This is a genomic window from Serratia sp. BNK-10 (assembly GCF_047456065.1).
Classification (GTDB): domain Bacteria; phylum Pseudomonadota; class Gammaproteobacteria; order Enterobacterales; family Enterobacteriaceae; genus Serratia; species Serratia ureilytica.
Genome location: NZ_CP179894.1, coordinates 1,293,673 through 1,308,293 on the forward strand (window position 1 = coordinate 1,293,673; position 14,621 = coordinate 1,308,293).

The following is a 14,621-nucleotide window of genomic DNA, read 5'->3' on the forward strand; positions in this document are numbered from 1 at the left end:
TTTTTTATCCGTCACGCCCCGCCGCACACCTCGCAGTGCGGATCCTTCGGCAGTTTCATCTCGCGGAACTGCATGCTCATCGCATCGAACATCAACAGCTTGCCGCGCAGCGGCTGACCGTACTCGGCCAACAGCTTGATGGCTTCCATCGCCTGCAGGGTGCCGATAGTGCCGACCAGCGGCGCCATCACGCCCGCTTCGACGCAGGTGAGGGCGCTGTCGCCGAACAGCCGGCTCAGGCAGCGGTAGCAGGGCTCGCCCGGCTGATAGGTGAACACGCTGAGCTGGCCCTCCATGCGGATCGCCGCGCCGGAAACCAGCGGCCTCTGCTGCGCGTGGCACAGGCGGTTCAGCGCGTCGCGCGCCGCCACGTTATCGGTGCAGTCCAGCACCAGATCGCAGGCGGCGATCTCTGCCGCAACCGCATCGTCTTCCAGACGACCGTCGATGGCGTCGATGCGGATATGCGGATTGATGGCGCTCAGTTCCTGCCTGGCGGAGGCGACTTTGCTCTGGCCGATGCGATCGTCGCGGTGCAGGATCTGGCGCTGCAGATTGGAGAGCGAGACGGTGTCGAAATCCACCAGCACCAGATGGCCGACCCCGGCTGCCGCCAGATAAGGCGCGGCGGCGCAGCCCAGCCCGCCCAGCCCGGCGATCAGCACGCGGGCGGCCTTCAGCTTCTCCTGGCCGTCGAAGTCAAAGCCGCGCAGCACGATCTGGCGGTTGTAGCGCAGCGCTTCGGCGTCGGTCAATTCCGGCAACATGTTCAGCTCCTCAGCAGGGCGTTGAAAGGCTCAATCTCCACCGTTTCACCCGCCGCCACCGAACCGCGTTCGCGCTCCAGCACGATGAAACAGTTGCCCTGGCTGTAGGAGCTGAAGACGTGCGAGCCCTGGTGGCCGGTGGTGCTCACCTCCAGTTCGCCCGCGGCGTTGCTGCTGAACACGCCGCGCTGAAAATCGAGGCGGCCCGGCGATTTCTTCAGCGGCGTCAGCGCCCGCGCGCGCAAGCGCGGCGGCAGGCGCCAGTCGCTGTGGCCGGCCAGCTTCGCCAGCAGCGGTTGCACCAGTTGGTAGAAGGTCAGGGCGGCGGAAACCGGGTTGCCCGGCAGGCCGCAGAACCAGGCGTGGCCCAGTTTGCCGAAGGCGAACGGTTTGCCGGGTTTGATCGCCAGCTTCCAGAAGCTGACCTGGCCCAGCTCGTCGAGCATCTGTTTGGTGTAGTCGGCTTCGCCGACCGAGACGCCGCCGCTGCTGATCACTACGTCGGCCTGGCTGTCCGCTTGTTCGAAGGCGGCGCGCAGCGCATCGCGATCGTCGCGGATAATGCCGAGATCGAGCACGTCGCAGCCCAGCTGCTCCAGCATCAGGCGCACCGCGAAGCGGTTGGTGTCATAGATCTGGCCCGCCTGCAGCGGCTGGCCGACCGGCTGCAGTTCGTCGCCGGTGGAGAACACCGCCACCTTCAGCTTACGCATCACCTGCACTTCGGCGACCCCGAGCGAGGCCAGCAGCGGCAGCTGCGCGGCGCCCAGCTTCACGCCGGCCGGCAACACGCTGGCGCCCTGGCGAATGTCTTCACCCGCCAAACGGATATTCTGGCCGGCTTCTACCGGGGCGGTAAAACGCACGCCCTGGTCGCTCACTTCGGCCTGTTCCTGCATGACCACGGCGTCCGCCCCGGCTGGGATCGGCGCGCCGGTCATGATGCGCACGCAGCTGTTGGCCGGCCATTGGCCGTCGAACGGCGCGCCGGCGAAGGCTTTCCCGGCGACCGGCAGCGGCGCATTGGCCGCCAGATCGGCGAGGCGCACCGCATAGCCATCCATCGCCGAGTTGGCGAACGGCGGCACGTCGAGCGGTGAGACCACCGGCGCGGCGGTGATGCGGCCGGCGGCGGCGGTCAGCGCGACGGATTCGGTCTGTTGCAGCGGGGCGATCTGCCCGAGCATTTTTTCCAGCGCTTGCTCCAGGGAGATGAGATCGGAAGTATGGCAATGATCCATAAGGGGAACTCCATAATCAGGGTGCGCATTGATAGCGACAAAGTGCGGGTATTATGGCAGAGAACGCCGGGGGGGAGAACGGGTTATGCCCGCCATCTTTCGCACTGCGGCGCTGGGGCGATCGGGTATAAACTGCGTAAAACAGAGGAGAGTCATGATGCATAAACAGGTTATCGAGTTCTGGTTCGACGAGATCGAACCGGTGATGTGGTTTAAAAAGGACGATGATTTCGATCGTCTGCTGCACAGCCGCTTCGGCGAAATCTGGCGGGCGGCGGCGGCGGGAGAGCTGGCTCACTGGCGCGACACCATCGAAGGGCGGCTGGCGGAGGTGATCGTGCTCGATCAGTTCAGCCGCAACCTGTTCCGCGGCACGCCGCAGTCGTTCGCCTGCGACGGCATGGCGTTGATTCTGGCGCAGGAGGCGATCCGCAGCGGCGAGTGCGAACGGCTGAGCCGCGAGCAGCGCGGCTTCCTTTATCTGCCGTTCATGCATTCGGAATCGCCGCTGATTCACCAACAGGCGCTGGTGTTGTATACCGAGCTCAATAACGGCGATCAGCTGGAATTCGAACTGCGTCATAAGGCGATCATCGATCGTTTCGGCCGTTACCCGCATCGCAATGCGATATTGGGGCGCATCAGCACGCCGGAAGAAGAGGCCTTTTTACAGCAACCCGGTTCCGGTTTTTAATCGCGGAGTATCTTCGCCCGGCCGGGAAAAAAACGGCAGGCCGGGCGTCGAAATAATGATTATTCAGCGTGAACGTTTATTTCATGACCCCATGCCGCTATTTCCTCTCGCGAAATTACCAATAATCCCAGCCGCACTCTCAGCGGTTTGCTGCTTTTTATAACCTGCTGTTTTTATTCCAATAAGCTATTTCAAGGTGCGAAACGGTCTAAGCGGACTACGCTAAAAGTGGGGCGTGGACGTTATGCTGTACTTCCACAGTCGGGCTAAATAGAGTCGAAAAAGACTGAATAATAATGATACCGCGTTCAGCTTATTCGCTGCGCAACGGCGGGATTAACACAGGGTGTCAGGCAAATGAGCAAACCAGTGATTGCCATTCATGGCGGCGCGGGCGCAATTACCCGGGCGGCGCTGAGTGCGGAAAAGGAACGGCAGTATATTCAGGCGCTGTCCGAGATCGTGGCCGCCGGGCAGGCGATATTGGCGCAGGGCGGCAGCGCGCTGGACGCGGTGACCGCAGCGGTGCGGCTGCTCGAAGAGTGCCCGTTGTTCAACGCCGGTAAAGGCTCGGTGTTTACCCATCAGGGCTCCCACGAGCTGGATGCCTGCGTGATGGACGGCCGCACCTGTGATGCCGGCGCCGTCGCCGGCGTCAGCCGCATCCGCAACCCGGTGCTGGCGGCGCGCGCGGTGCTGGAAAACAGCGAACACGTGCTGTTTGCCGCCGAAGGCGCCGAGAAGTTTGCCGCCGCCCACGGCCTGGAAATGGTCTCCCCCGACTTCTTCTTTACTCAGGAACGTTTTGATCAGTTGCACCGCGCCCAGGCGGAGCAGGGGCGGGTATTGCTCGATCACGACGGCGCGGCGCAGGCCGGCGAGCCGCTCGATCCCGATCGCAAATTCGGCACCGTCGGCGCGGTGGCGCTGGATGCGCTGGGCAACCTCGCCGCCGCCACTTCCACCGGCGGCATGACCAACAAGCAGGCCGGGCGGGTGGGCGACACGCCGATCATCGGCGCCGGTTGCTATGCCAACAACGCCACCGTGGCGGTCTCCAGCACCGGCACCGGCGAAATCTTCATGCGCGGCGTGGCGGCCTATGACGTCTCCGCCCTGATCGAATACGGCGGGCTCAGCCTGCAAGAGGCCAGCGATCGGGTGGTGATGGAGAAGCTGCCGGCGCTGGGCGGCAGCGGCGGCATGATCGCCGTCGATCGCCACGGCAATATCGCGCTGCCGTTCAACAGCGAGGGGATGTACCGCGGTTTTGGCTATGTCGGCGATGCGCCGTCCGTCGGGATTTATCGCTAAGCGTTCACCGGGAGGGTGTATGACCGACGTTTCATTCCGGCCCGCCGGCGACGGGCTGTCATTGCCGCCGCAGCGGGTGCTGACGGTGCGCGATCTGAGCATCAGCTTTCCTCAAGCGGACGGCGCCGTAGACGCGGTGCGCAACCTGTCGTTCGATCTCGATCGCGGCGAGACGCTGGCGATCGTCGGCGAGTCCGGCTCCGGCAAATCGGTCACTTCGCTGGGGCTGATGCGGTTGGTGGAGCAGGGCGGCGGGCGTATCGTCGGCGGCGCCATGACGCTGCGCCGGCGCGACGGCGCGCTGCTCGATTTGGCGCGCGCCTCGCAGCACACGCTGCGCACGGTGCGCGGCGCCGACATGGCGATGATCTTCCAGGAGCCGATGACCTCGCTCAACCCGGTATTTCCGGTCGGCGAGCAGATCGCCGAATCGCTGCGTTTGCATCAGGGCATGGACCACCGCAGCGCGCGCCAGGAGGCGCTGCGCATGCTCGATCTGGTGCGCATTCCGGAGGCTAAAGAGGTGTTGGGGCGCTACCCGCATCAGCTTTCCGGCGGCATGCGTCAGCGGGTGATGATCGCCATGGCGCTCTCCTGCAAGCCGGCGTTGCTGATCGCCGATGAACCCACCACCGCCCTCGACGTCACCATTCAGGCGCAGATCCTGCAGCTGATCCGCGTGCTGCAACAGGAGATGCAGATGGGGGTGATCTTCATTACTCACGACATGGGCGTGGTGGCGGAGATCGCCGATCGGGTGCTGGTGATGCGCCGCGGTGAGCAGGTGGAACAAAATCGGGTGCGCGAGCTGTTCGCCGCGCCGCAACAGGCCTATACCCGGGCGCTGCTGGCGGCGGTGCCGAAGCTGGGGGCAATGGCCGATCGGCCGCTGCCGGCGAAGTTTCCGCTGCCGGATGGCGAGGGGGATGCCGCGCCGCAGGATACTGTGCCGCCAGACGCTGCGCCGATCCTGCGGGTGGAGCATCTGGTCACGCGTTTTGATCTGCGCGGCGGGCTGTTCAATCGGGTCACTCGCCGGGTGCACGCGGTGGAAAACGTCAGCTTCGATCTTTACCCCGGCGAGACGCTGGGGCTGGTGGGCGAGTCCGGCTGCGGCAAGTCCACCACCGGGCGTTCTTTGCTGAAGCTGGTGGACAGCCAGAACGGCACCATCACCTTCGCCGGGCGGCGAATCGATCGGTTGAAGGGGCCGGCGCTGCAGCACCTGCGGCGCGATATTCAGTTCATTTTTCAAGATCCTTACGCTTCGCTCGATCCGCGCCTGACGGTCGGTTTCTCCATCATGGAGCCGCTGCTGGTGCACAACGTAATGCGCGGCCGTGAGGCGGAAAGGCGGGTGGCCTGGCTACTGGAACGCGTCGGTCTGCAGCCGGAGCATGCGCGCCGCTACCCGCACGAATTTTCCGGCGGCCAGCGCCAGCGTATCTGCATCGCGCGCGCGCTGGCGTTGAACCCGAAAGTGGTGATCGCCGACGAGGCGGTCTCGGCGCTGGACGTGTCGATTCAGGCGCAGATCGTCAATCTGCTGCTCGATCTGCAGCGCGAGTTCGGCATCGCTTTTCTGTTTATTTCACACGACATGGCGGTGGTGGAGCGCATCAGCCACCGGGTAGCGGTGATGTACCTCGGGCAAATTGTCGAGATCGGCCCGCGGCAGGCGGTGTTCGACAACCCGCAGCACCCCTATACCCGCAAGCTGATGGCGGCGGTGCCGGTGGCCGATCCCGCTCACGCCCACAAACGGCAGCCACTGCCGGCCGATGAGATCCCGAGCCCAGTGCGCGCGCTGGGCGATGAACCCGTTACCGCACCGCTGGTGCAGGTTGGCGCCGGGCACTTTGTCGCCCGCCACCCGATCGCCGGTGCTTTTTAAAGACCTCAGGAGAGACAAGCGACATGAAGCACACATTCAAACGCAATGCGCTGTTGGCCGCCGTACTGCTGGCGGCGGGAACCGGCCCGGTCTGGGCGGCGAAGGACGCGGTGATCGCCGTGGCCTCCAACTTCACCACCCTCGATCCTTATGACGCCAACGACACGCTGTCGCAGGCGGTGGCCAAGTCTTTCTATCAGGGGCTGTTCGGCTTCGACAAGGACATGAAGCTGGTGAACGTGCTGGCGGACAGCTATGAGGTCAGCAAAGACGGCTTGACCTATACCGTCAAACTGCGCCAGGGCATCAAATTCCACGACGGCACCGTGTTCAACGCTGAAGCGGTGAAGATCAACCTCGATCGTGCCAGCAACCCGGACAGCCACCTCAAGCGCTACAACCTGTTCAAGATGATCGACAAAACCGAGGCGGTGGACGCCAATACGGTGAAGATCGTGCTGAAGGCGCCGTTCTCGGCGTTCGTCAACAATCTGGCGCACCCGGCGGCGGCGATCATCTCCCCGGCGGCGCTGAAGCAATACGGCAAGGAGATCGGTTTCCATCCGGTCGGCACCGGGCCATATCAGTTCGTGACCTGGAACCAGACCGATTTCGTCAAGGTGAAGAAGTTCGACGGCTACTGGCAGCCGGGGCTGCCGAAGCTCGACAGCATCACCTGGCGCCCGGTGGTGGATAACAACACCCGCGCGGCGATGCTGCAGACCGGCGAGGCGACCTTCGCCTTCCCGATCCCTTACGAGCAGGCCAAGGTGCTGGAGGGCAACGCCAAGCTGAACGTGGTGGCTGCGCCGTCGATCCTGCAGCGTTACATCAGCATGAACGTCACTCAAAAGCCGTTCGACAACCCGAAGGTGCGCCAGGCGCTGAACTACGCGATTAACAAGGACGCGCTGATCAAGGTGGCGTTCGCCGGTTATGCGGTGCCGGCGGAAGGGCCGGTGCCGCCGGCCATCGATTTCGCCGCCCGCTACAAGCCGTGGCCGTACGATCCGGCCAAGGCGCGCGAGCTGTTGAAAGAGGCCGGCTACCCGAACGGCTTCACCACCACGCTGTGGTCGTCCCACAACCACAGCACCGCGCAGAAAGTGCTGCAGTTCACCCAACAGCAGCTGGCGCAGGTGGGGGTGAAAGTGACGGTAACGGCGATGGATGCCGGGCAGCGCGCGGCGCAGGTGGAGAGCGTCGGGGTGAAAGACACCGGCGTGCGGCTGTTCTACACCGGCTGGTCGGCCTCGACCGGGGAAGCGGACTGGGCGCTGTCGCCGCTGTTCTCCACCCAGGCGGCGCCGCCGAAGCAGTTCAACACCGCGTTCTACAGCAACCCGCAGGTGGACAAGGATCTGACCGACGCCCTGGCGACCACCGATCGCGCCGAGAAGCAGAAATTGTATCAGGACGCGCAGGATCGCATCTGGGCCGACGCGCCCTGGATCTTCCTGGCGACCGAACGCTTGCTGTCGGCCAACAGCAAGCAGCTGAGCGGTTTCTACGTGATGCCGGATACCTCGTTCAACTTTGATAACGCCGATCTGAAATAAGGCGCCCATCCCCGCCTGCGGCCCGACGGCGGCGGGCGGGGGAAGGAATGAGATGCTCAATTATTTTCTGAAACGACTGCTGGGCCTGATCCCGACGCTGCTGATCGTGGCGGTGCTGGTGTTCCTGTTCGTCCACCTGCTGCCAGGCGATCCGGCGCGGCTGGCGGCGGGGCCGGAGGCCGACGAGGCGGTGGTGCAGCTGGTGCGCAAGGATTTGGGGCTGGATAAGCCGCTGCCGCAGCAGTTCGCGCACTTTTTCGTCAACGCGCTGCGGGGCGACTTCGGCATCTCGATGGTGTCCAAGCGCCCGGTGAGCGAAGAGATCGCCTCGCGCTTTATGCCGACCTTCTGGCTGACCGTCGCCAGCATGCTGTGGGCGGTGGCGTTCGGTCTGGCGATCGGCGTGGTGTCGGCGGTGTGGCGTAACCGTTGGCCGGATCGTCTCGGCATGACGCTGGCGGTATCGGGGATCTCGTTCCCGGCCTTTGCGCTCGGCATGCTGCTGATGCAGGTGTTCTCGGTCGAGCTGGGGTGGCTGCCGACGGTGGGCGCCGACAGCTGGCGGCACTACATTCTGCCTTCTATCACCTTGGGGGCGGCGGTGGCGGCGGTGATGGCGCGTTTCACCCGCGCTTCGTTCGTCGAGGTGTTGCAGGAGGACTACATGCGCACCGCGCGCGCCAAGGGCGTACGGGAAAGCGTGGTGGTGATGAAACACGGCCTGCGCAACGCGATGATCCCGGTAGTGACCATGATGGGGCTGCAGTTCGGCTTCCTGCTCGGCGGTTCGATCGTGGTGGAGAAGGTGTTCAACTGGCCGGGGTTGGGGCGCTTGCTGGTGGATTCGGTGGAAATGCGCGATTACCCGGTGATCCAGGCCGAGGTGCTGCTGTTCTCGCTGGAGTTCATCCTGATCAACCTGCTGGTGGATATGCTGTACGCGGCGATCAACCCGGCGATTCGTTACCAATGAGGACGCGGCATGATTAAGCATTGGCGGCGCAGCGCCGCATTGAAGGCGATGCCGCTTATCGACCCTAACGCGGTACGCACGCCGTGGGGCGAATTTTGGCGGCGTTTTCGCCGCCAGCGGGCGGCGCTGGTCGCCGGCCTGTTGGTGCTGCTGCTGATTGCGGCGGCGCTGCTGGCGCCTTATCTGGCGCCGTTCGATGCGGAAAATTACTTCGATTACGACCGGCTGAATGAGGGGCCTTCGCTGATGCACTGGCTGGGCGTAGATTCCCTCGGGCGCGATATCTTCAGCCGCATCCTGATGGGCACGCGTATTTCGCTGGCGGCCGGGGTGTTCTCGGTGCTGGCGGGGGGGGCGTTCGGCACCCTGCTGGGGCTGCTGGCCGGCTACTATGAGGGCTGGTGGGATCGCCTCACCATGCGCGTCTGCGACGTGCTGTTCGCGTTTCCCGGCATTTTGCTGGCGATCGGCGTGGTGGCGATCATGGGCAGCGGCATGGCCAACGTGATCGTCGCGGTGGCGATCTTCAGCATTCCGGCCTTCGCCCGCCTGGTGCGCGGCAATACGCTGGTGCTGAAGCACCTGACCTATATCGAGTCGGCGCGCAGCATCGGCGCCTCGGACTGGACCATCATCCTGCGGCACGTCCTGCCGGGCACCCTGTCTTCGATCGTGGTCTATTTCACCCTGCGCATCGGCACCTCGATCATCACCGCCGCCAGCCTGTCGTTTTTGGGGCTGGGCGCCCAGCCGCCGACGCCGGAGTGGGGGGCGATGCTCAACGAAGCGCGCGCCGATATGGTGATCGCGCCGCACGTGGCGATCTTCCCCAGCCTGGCGATATTCATCACCGTGCTGGCGTTCAACCTGTTGGGCGACGGATTGCGCGACGCGCTCGATCCGAAATTGAAGGGGTGATGCTTTAACGTATGGCGCATATTTGAACGGGCTCAAATGACGTCTCAGTGCCATTATCCGTTCAATAAGCTGTATTGTTAGCACGAAGATGATTGCTGGTTTTTGAAGAAATCCGGGCGGTTAAACCGCCCGGATTTTTTTATCAGCGGAACAGGTGCTCGGCGTGGAAGCGCAGGTGATCTTCCACGAAGGTGGCGATGGTGAAGTAGCTGTGATCGTACCCCGGCTGAATGCGCAGCGTCAGCGGCCAGTCGCGCTGGCGCGCCAGTTCGGCCAGCCGCGCCGGCTGCAGCTGATCGGCCAGGAACTGGTCGTCATCGCCCTGATCGATAAGGACCGGCATTTTCTCCGCGCCGCTGGCCAGCAGATGGCAGCTGTCGTACTGCAGCCACTGGCTCTCGTCGCTGCCCAGATAGGCGGTGAACGCCTTGCGGCCCCACGGCACCTGGCACGGGTTGACGATCGGCGCGAAGGCCGATACCGAGCGGAAGCGCTGCGGGTTGCGAAACGCCATCATCAGCGCGCCGTGGCCGCCCATCGAGTGGCCGAAGATCGACTGACGATCGCTGACGCTGAAGTGCTGTTCGATCAGCGCCGGCAGTTCGGCGCTGATGTAGTCGTACATGCGGAAGTGGCGATCCCACGGCGCCTGGGTGGCGTTCAGGTAGAACCCGGCGCCCTGGCCCAGGTCGTAGCCTTCGTCGTTCGGCACCTCGTCGCCACGCGGGCTGGTGTCCGGCATCACCAGCACCAGGCCCAGCTCGGCGGCGATGCGCTGCGCGCCGGCTTTCAACGTGAAGTTCTCGTCGTTGCAGGTCAGCCCCGACAGCCAGTACAGCACCGGCGGCGGGTTGTCATCGCGCGGCGGCGGCAGGTAGATGCTGAATGTCATGTTGCAATTCAGGCTCTGCGCCGCGTGGCGATAACGCTGTTGCCAGCCGCCGAACATGCGGTGCTCTTCGAGAAGTTCCAATGACAACGTCATCTCTGCCTCCTGGCTTATTTGTCGAAGTGGATGACGGAACGGATCGATTTGCCTTCGTGCATCAAATCGAACGCTTCGTTGATCTGCTCCAGCCCCATGGTGTGGGTGATAAAGTCGTTCAGCGCGAATTCGCCGTCCAGATAGCGCTCGACGATGCCCGGCAGCTGTGAACGGCCCTTGACGCCGCCGAATGCCGAGCCGCGCCAGACGCGGCCGGTGACCAGCTGGAACGGCCGGGTCGAGATCTCTTCGCCGGCGCCCGCGACGCCAATGATCACCGATTCCCCCCAGCCCTTGTGGCAGCATTCCAGCGCGGAACGCATTACGTTGACGTTGCCGATGCACTCGAAGGAGAAGTCGACGCCGCCGTCGGTCAGCTCGACGATCACCTCCTGAATCGGTTTGTCATAGTCTTTCGGGTTGATCAGATCGGTAGCGCCCAGCTTGCGCGCCAGATCGAACTTGCTGGTGTTGATGTCGATGCCGATGATGCGGCCCGCGCCGGCCATCTGCGCGCCGATGATCGCCGACAGGCCGATGCCGCCCAGGCCGAAGATCGCCACGGTGTCGCCCGGCTGCACTTTGGCGGTGTTCATCACCGCGCCCATGCCGGTGGTGACGCCACAGCCCAGCAGGCACACTTCCTCCAGCGGCGCTTCCTTGTTGATTTTCGCCAGTGAAATCTCCGGCACCACGGTGTATTCGGAGAAGGTGGAAGTGCCCATGTAGTGGAAGATCGGCTTGCCATCCTTGAAGAAGCGGGTGGTGCCGTCCGGCATCAGGCCTTTGCCCTGAGTGGCGCGGATCGCCTGGCACAGGTTGGTCTTGCCGGATTTACAGAATTTGCACTCGCCGCACTCCGGGGTGTAGAGCGGGATCACGTGGTCGCCGACCGCCACGCTGGTGACGCCTTCACCGACCGCTTCCACCACGCCGCCGCCCTCGTGGCCGAGGATCGCCGGGAACACGCCTTCCGGATCTTTGCCGGACAAGGTGTAGGCGTCGGTGTGACAAACGCCGGTGGCGACGATCCGCACCAGCACTTCGCCTTTTTGCGGTGGCATCAGCTCGACTTCTTCGATCTTCAGCGGCTGGTTCGGGCCCCAGGCAACGGCGGCGCGGGTTTTGATCATCTCCATCATAGTCTCCTCAGTGGTTTTCTTTTTAAATCAGGCGATATCGACAACGTCTGATAAATCGTTGGGGGTGCTTTCATCAACAGCGGCGGTTTCCGTCTGTTCAATAATCAATTCTTTCAGCGCGCGCACGTTCGGCCCGAACGCGTCGCGGCGCCACAGCAGCCAGGTGGCGGTGTCGGCCACGTCCGGCGGCAGGGTGTGAACCCGAACCCGCTCATGGCCCGGCAGCAGGCTGAGCACCGAATGCGGGATCATCGCCAGCCCGGCGCCGCTGGCGACGCAGGCCAGCATGGCGTGATAGGACTGGATCTCCATGATCTGCCCCGGCCGCGCGCCTTCGCGCTTGAACCAGGCCTCCAGCCGCAGGCGGTAGGAACAACTGGCGCGAAAGGCGAACAGCGTTTCGCCGTTGGCGTCTTTGGCGCTGTGGATCGGCGCGTGATCGAGACAGGAGATCACCACCATATGCTCAGGATAGGCGATGCAGCCGTTCAGCTCGTCATAGGGCACCGGGCCGTCGACCAGCGCTGCCGCCAGCGTGCCGGCGCGCACCCGATCGGCGATTTCGCCGGAGGTGCCGGTAGTCAGCGACAGAGACACCTGCGAGAAACGCTGGTGGTAAGCTGCCAGCAGCGAGGGCAGGCGGGTGGCGGCGGTGCTCTCCATCGAGCCGAGAGCAAAGTTGCCCGCCGGTTCGCCGGCATGGGTGATGCTCATCGCCTCGTCGCTCAGCGCCAGGATGCGATTGGCGTAGCACAGAAAGTTATGGCCCATCGGCGACAGGCGCAGGCGCTGTTTTTCGCGGATAAACAGATCGGCGCCCAGTTCCTGCTCGAGCTGGCGCAGCCGGGTGGTCAGATTCGACGGCACGCGGTGCAGCTGCTCGGCGGCGCGGGCGACCGAGCCGGTTTCCGCTACGCAGCAGAACATGCGAAGCTGGGTCAGATCCATAATATTCTCGTTTCGTGATGAACTTGATGACTATTATTCAGTTTTTGTGAGTTTAATACTGCGGCATGATACTGGCAACTTTCTTTTAACCTTTTGGATACCGGTATGGCTTTACGTATTGCCTTGAGCGGGTTTGCCGCGCTGATCGTGGCGATGGGCATTGGCCGCTTCGCTTTCACCCCTCAGGTGCCGCTGATGATCGCTGACCACCAGTTCAGCCTGACCGGCGCTGGGCTGGTGGCGGCGATCAACTATTTGGGCTATCTGTGCGGCGCCTACGACGCGATGCGCGCCACGCGCCACGTCGAGCGGCGCCTGTGGCTGGGCGTATGGGGCGCGATGGCGCTGACGCTGCTGTCGGCGTTGGCGCAGGATGAATGGACCCACGGCGCGCTGCGCTTCGTCATCGGCTGGGCCAGCGGCTGGGCGATGGTGCTGGTGGCGGCCTGGACTAACGAGCGGTTGGCGCACTACGGCCGGCCGGCGCTGAGCGCGGCGGTGTTCGCCGGGCCGGGCGCCGGCATCTTCCTCAGCGGCATGCTGGCGGTGGGCATCAACGCGCTGGGGCTGACGGCGGCGCAGGCCTGGCTGGTGTATGGCGGGCTGGCGCTGGTGCTGGTCGGGGGGATTAGCGCCTTTCTGCCGCGCAGCGGCGAGCTGCATCGCCCGGACGTGGCCCCGGAGCCGCTGCTGCTGACGCCGGCGCTCAAGCGTCTGGTGTGGAGCTACAGCCTGGCCGGCTTCGGCTATATCCTGCCGGCGACCTTCTTGTCGCAGATGGCGGCGGCGCGTTTTCCCGACAGCCTGTTCGCGCAGTTCGTCTGGCCGGTGTTCGGCGGCGCGGCGGTGTTGGGGATCGTTATCGGCATTGTGACCCGCCATCGGCTGACCACCCAAACCCGGTTGGCGATCACGCTGTGGGTACAGGCGCTCGGCGTGCTGAGCGCCGAAGTGGTGCCGGGCGTGGCCGGCCTGGCGCTCGGGGCGTTGCTGACCGGCGGCGGTTTCCTCTGTGTGGTGCAGCTCGCCCTTCAGCACGGCCGTGAACTGGCGCCGCGCCATGCGCGTTACATGGCCGGATTGCTGACCACCGGTTATGCGATCGGCCAGCTGGTTGGGCCGATGCTGTCGGCGCTGTCGACCGCCTTGACCCATCGGCTGGAACCGGCGCTGTATGTGGCGGTGATAGCGCTGTTGGTGGCCGGAGGGCTGGCGGTGAATACCCCGGCGCGGCGGTTGGCGCAAAAAACGGCGACTCGGTGATTAAAATCCATACAAATAGCGTGGAGACCCGCAGCCGGCCTGATTGTGCTAAATGCGAAGATTTCACCTCTGGATGAAGCACTATCACTGGATAATCGCCGCGCTCTCATCTACAGTGGGGGCAAAATCTTGACCGGGTTCACGTTATCCACCACGAAAACTCTGCCGTCACGAGAGCAAGCAATTCGCCGGCCGCACGCCCTATCAGGCCGCCGGCGGGTTCCGTCCGCAGGAGAACAAATACATGACATCATTAAGTAAAGAAGCCGCGCTGGTGCATGCGGCACTGGAAGAGCGTGGTCTGGAGACACCGCTGCGCGGGGAAGTGCTGGATCGCGAAACGCGCAAGCGTCGCATCAAAGAGCACATGACCGAAATCATGCAGTTGCTGAATCTCGATCTGTCTGACGACAGCCTGGCGGAAACGCCGCATCGCATCGCCAAAATGTATGTCGACGAGATCTTCTCCGGTCTGGACTACGCCAACTTCCCGAAAATCACCGTCATCGAGAACAAAATGAAGGTGGATGAGATGGTGACGGTGCGCGATATCACGCTGACCAGCACCTGTGAACACCACTTCGTCACCATCGACGGCAAGGCCACCGTGGCCTATATCCCGAAAGACTCGGTGATCGGTCTGTCGAAGATCAACCGCATTGTGCAGTTCTTCTCCCAGCGCCCGCAGGTGCAAGAGCGCCTGACCCAGCAGATCCTGGTCGCGCTGCAGACCCTGCTCGGCACCAATAACGTGGCGGTATCGATCGATGCGGTCCATTATTGTGTCAAAGCGCGCGGCATTCGCGACGCGACCAGCGCCACCACCACCACCTCGTTGGGGGGGCTGTTCAAGTCCAGCCAAAATACCCGCCAGGAGTTCCTGCGCGCGGTGCGCCATCACCAGGGGTGATGGCGTTGCGGGG

At 63.8% G+C, this 14,621-nt stretch carries 13 protein-coding genes; 8 read left to right on the forward strand and 5 right to left on the reverse strand.

The features are described from left to right. Positions 1 to 11: 11 nt before the first annotated feature. Positions 12 to 767: a molybdopterin-synthase adenylyltransferase MoeB gene (gene moeB, locus ACMGG9_RS06335; RefSeq protein WP_147880316.1), complete on the reverse strand. Its 756-nt coding sequence runs from the start codon at positions 765 to 767 to the stop codon at positions 12 to 14. Between the two features lie 2 nt (positions 768 to 769). After that, positions 770 to 2,008: a molybdopterin molybdotransferase MoeA gene (gene moeA, locus ACMGG9_RS06340; RefSeq protein WP_069101134.1), complete on the reverse strand. Its 1,239-nt coding sequence runs from the start codon at positions 2,006 to 2,008 to the stop codon at positions 770 to 772. Between the two features lie 157 nt (positions 2,009 to 2,165). On the opposite strand from moeA, the gene ACMGG9_RS06345 reads away from it, so the two are divergent. The 6 genes from ACMGG9_RS06345 to gsiD all read left to right on the forward strand — a co-directional run bounded on the left by ACMGG9_RS06345 (position 2,166) and on the right by gsiD (position 9,360). Next, on the forward strand, positions 2,166 to 2,702 hold the full coding sequence (locus ACMGG9_RS06345; RefSeq protein WP_033650589.1) for a DUF924 family protein: 537 nt from the start codon (positions 2,166 to 2,168) through the stop codon (positions 2,700 to 2,702). Between the two features lie 357 nt (positions 2,703 to 3,059). Further along, positions 3,060 to 4,016, forward strand: coding sequence for an isoaspartyl peptidase/L-asparaginase family protein (locus tag ACMGG9_RS06350; protein WP_164057306.1), 957 nt, complete (start codon positions 3,060 to 3,062; stop codon positions 4,014 to 4,016). Positions 4,017 to 4,035: 19 nt separating this feature from the next. Beyond that, positions 4,036 to 5,910 (forward strand): dipeptide ABC transporter ATP-binding protein, encoded by a 1,875-nt coding sequence (locus ACMGG9_RS06355; protein ID WP_414161990.1) that lies wholly within the window; start codon positions 4,036 to 4,038, stop codon positions 5,908 to 5,910. A gap of 23 nt (positions 5,911 to 5,933) precedes the next feature. Beyond that, entirely contained in the window at positions 5,934 to 7,469 is a 1,536-nt protein-coding gene (gene gsiB / locus ACMGG9_RS06360; RefSeq protein ID WP_414161991.1) for a glutathione ABC transporter substrate-binding protein GsiB, read from the forward strand. Between the two features lie 52 nt (positions 7,470 to 7,521). Beyond that, positions 7,522 to 8,442, forward strand: coding sequence for a glutathione ABC transporter permease GsiC (gsiC, locus tag ACMGG9_RS06365; protein ID WP_025302141.1), 921 nt, complete (start codon positions 7,522 to 7,524; stop codon positions 8,440 to 8,442). A gap of 9 nt (positions 8,443 to 8,451) precedes the next feature. Then, on the forward strand, positions 8,452 to 9,360 hold the full coding sequence (gene gsiD, locus ACMGG9_RS06370; protein ID WP_414161992.1) for a glutathione ABC transporter permease GsiD: 909 nt from the start codon (positions 8,452 to 8,454) through the stop codon (positions 9,358 to 9,360). A gap of 142 nt (positions 9,361 to 9,502) precedes the next feature. On the opposite strand, the gene fghA is transcribed toward gsiD, so the two are convergent. Genes fghA through ptrR form a run of 3 tightly spaced genes read right to left on the reverse strand, consistent with a single transcriptional unit; the run spans position 9,503 to position 12,435 of the window. Then, the gene (gene fghA, locus ACMGG9_RS06375) at positions 9,503 to 10,345 is read right to left on the reverse strand and encodes an S-formylglutathione hydrolase (protein WP_015377214.1); all 843 of its coding nucleotides are present in this window, start codon (positions 10,343 to 10,345) and stop codon (positions 9,503 to 9,505) included. A gap of 14 nt (positions 10,346 to 10,359) precedes the next feature. Continuing rightward, positions 10,360 to 11,484, reverse strand: a complete 1,125-nt coding sequence (locus tag ACMGG9_RS06380) for an S-(hydroxymethyl)glutathione dehydrogenase/class III alcohol dehydrogenase (RefSeq protein ID WP_016928454.1) — start codon at positions 11,482 to 11,484, stop codon at positions 10,360 to 10,362. 30 nt (positions 11,485 to 11,514) lie between these two features. Continuing rightward, complete coding sequence (ptrR, locus tag ACMGG9_RS06385) at positions 11,515 to 12,435, reverse strand: putrescine utilization regulator PtrR (RefSeq protein WP_016928453.1); 921 nt, start codon at positions 12,433 to 12,435, stop codon at positions 11,515 to 11,517. A 105-nt stretch (positions 12,436 to 12,540) separates the two neighbouring features. Here ptrR and ACMGG9_RS06390 point away from each other — a divergent pair, with 105 nt between their 5' ends. Continuing rightward, on the forward strand, positions 12,541 to 13,698 hold the full coding sequence (locus ACMGG9_RS06390; protein WP_033650593.1) for a YbfB/YjiJ family MFS transporter: 1,158 nt from the start codon (positions 12,541 to 12,543) through the stop codon (positions 13,696 to 13,698). A 244-nt stretch (positions 13,699 to 13,942) separates the two neighbouring features. Next, entirely contained in the window at positions 13,943 to 14,608 is a 666-nt protein-coding gene (gene folE, locus ACMGG9_RS06395) for a GTP cyclohydrolase I FolE (RefSeq protein WP_004938969.1), read from the forward strand. Positions 14,609 to 14,621 lie beyond the last annotated feature (13 nt).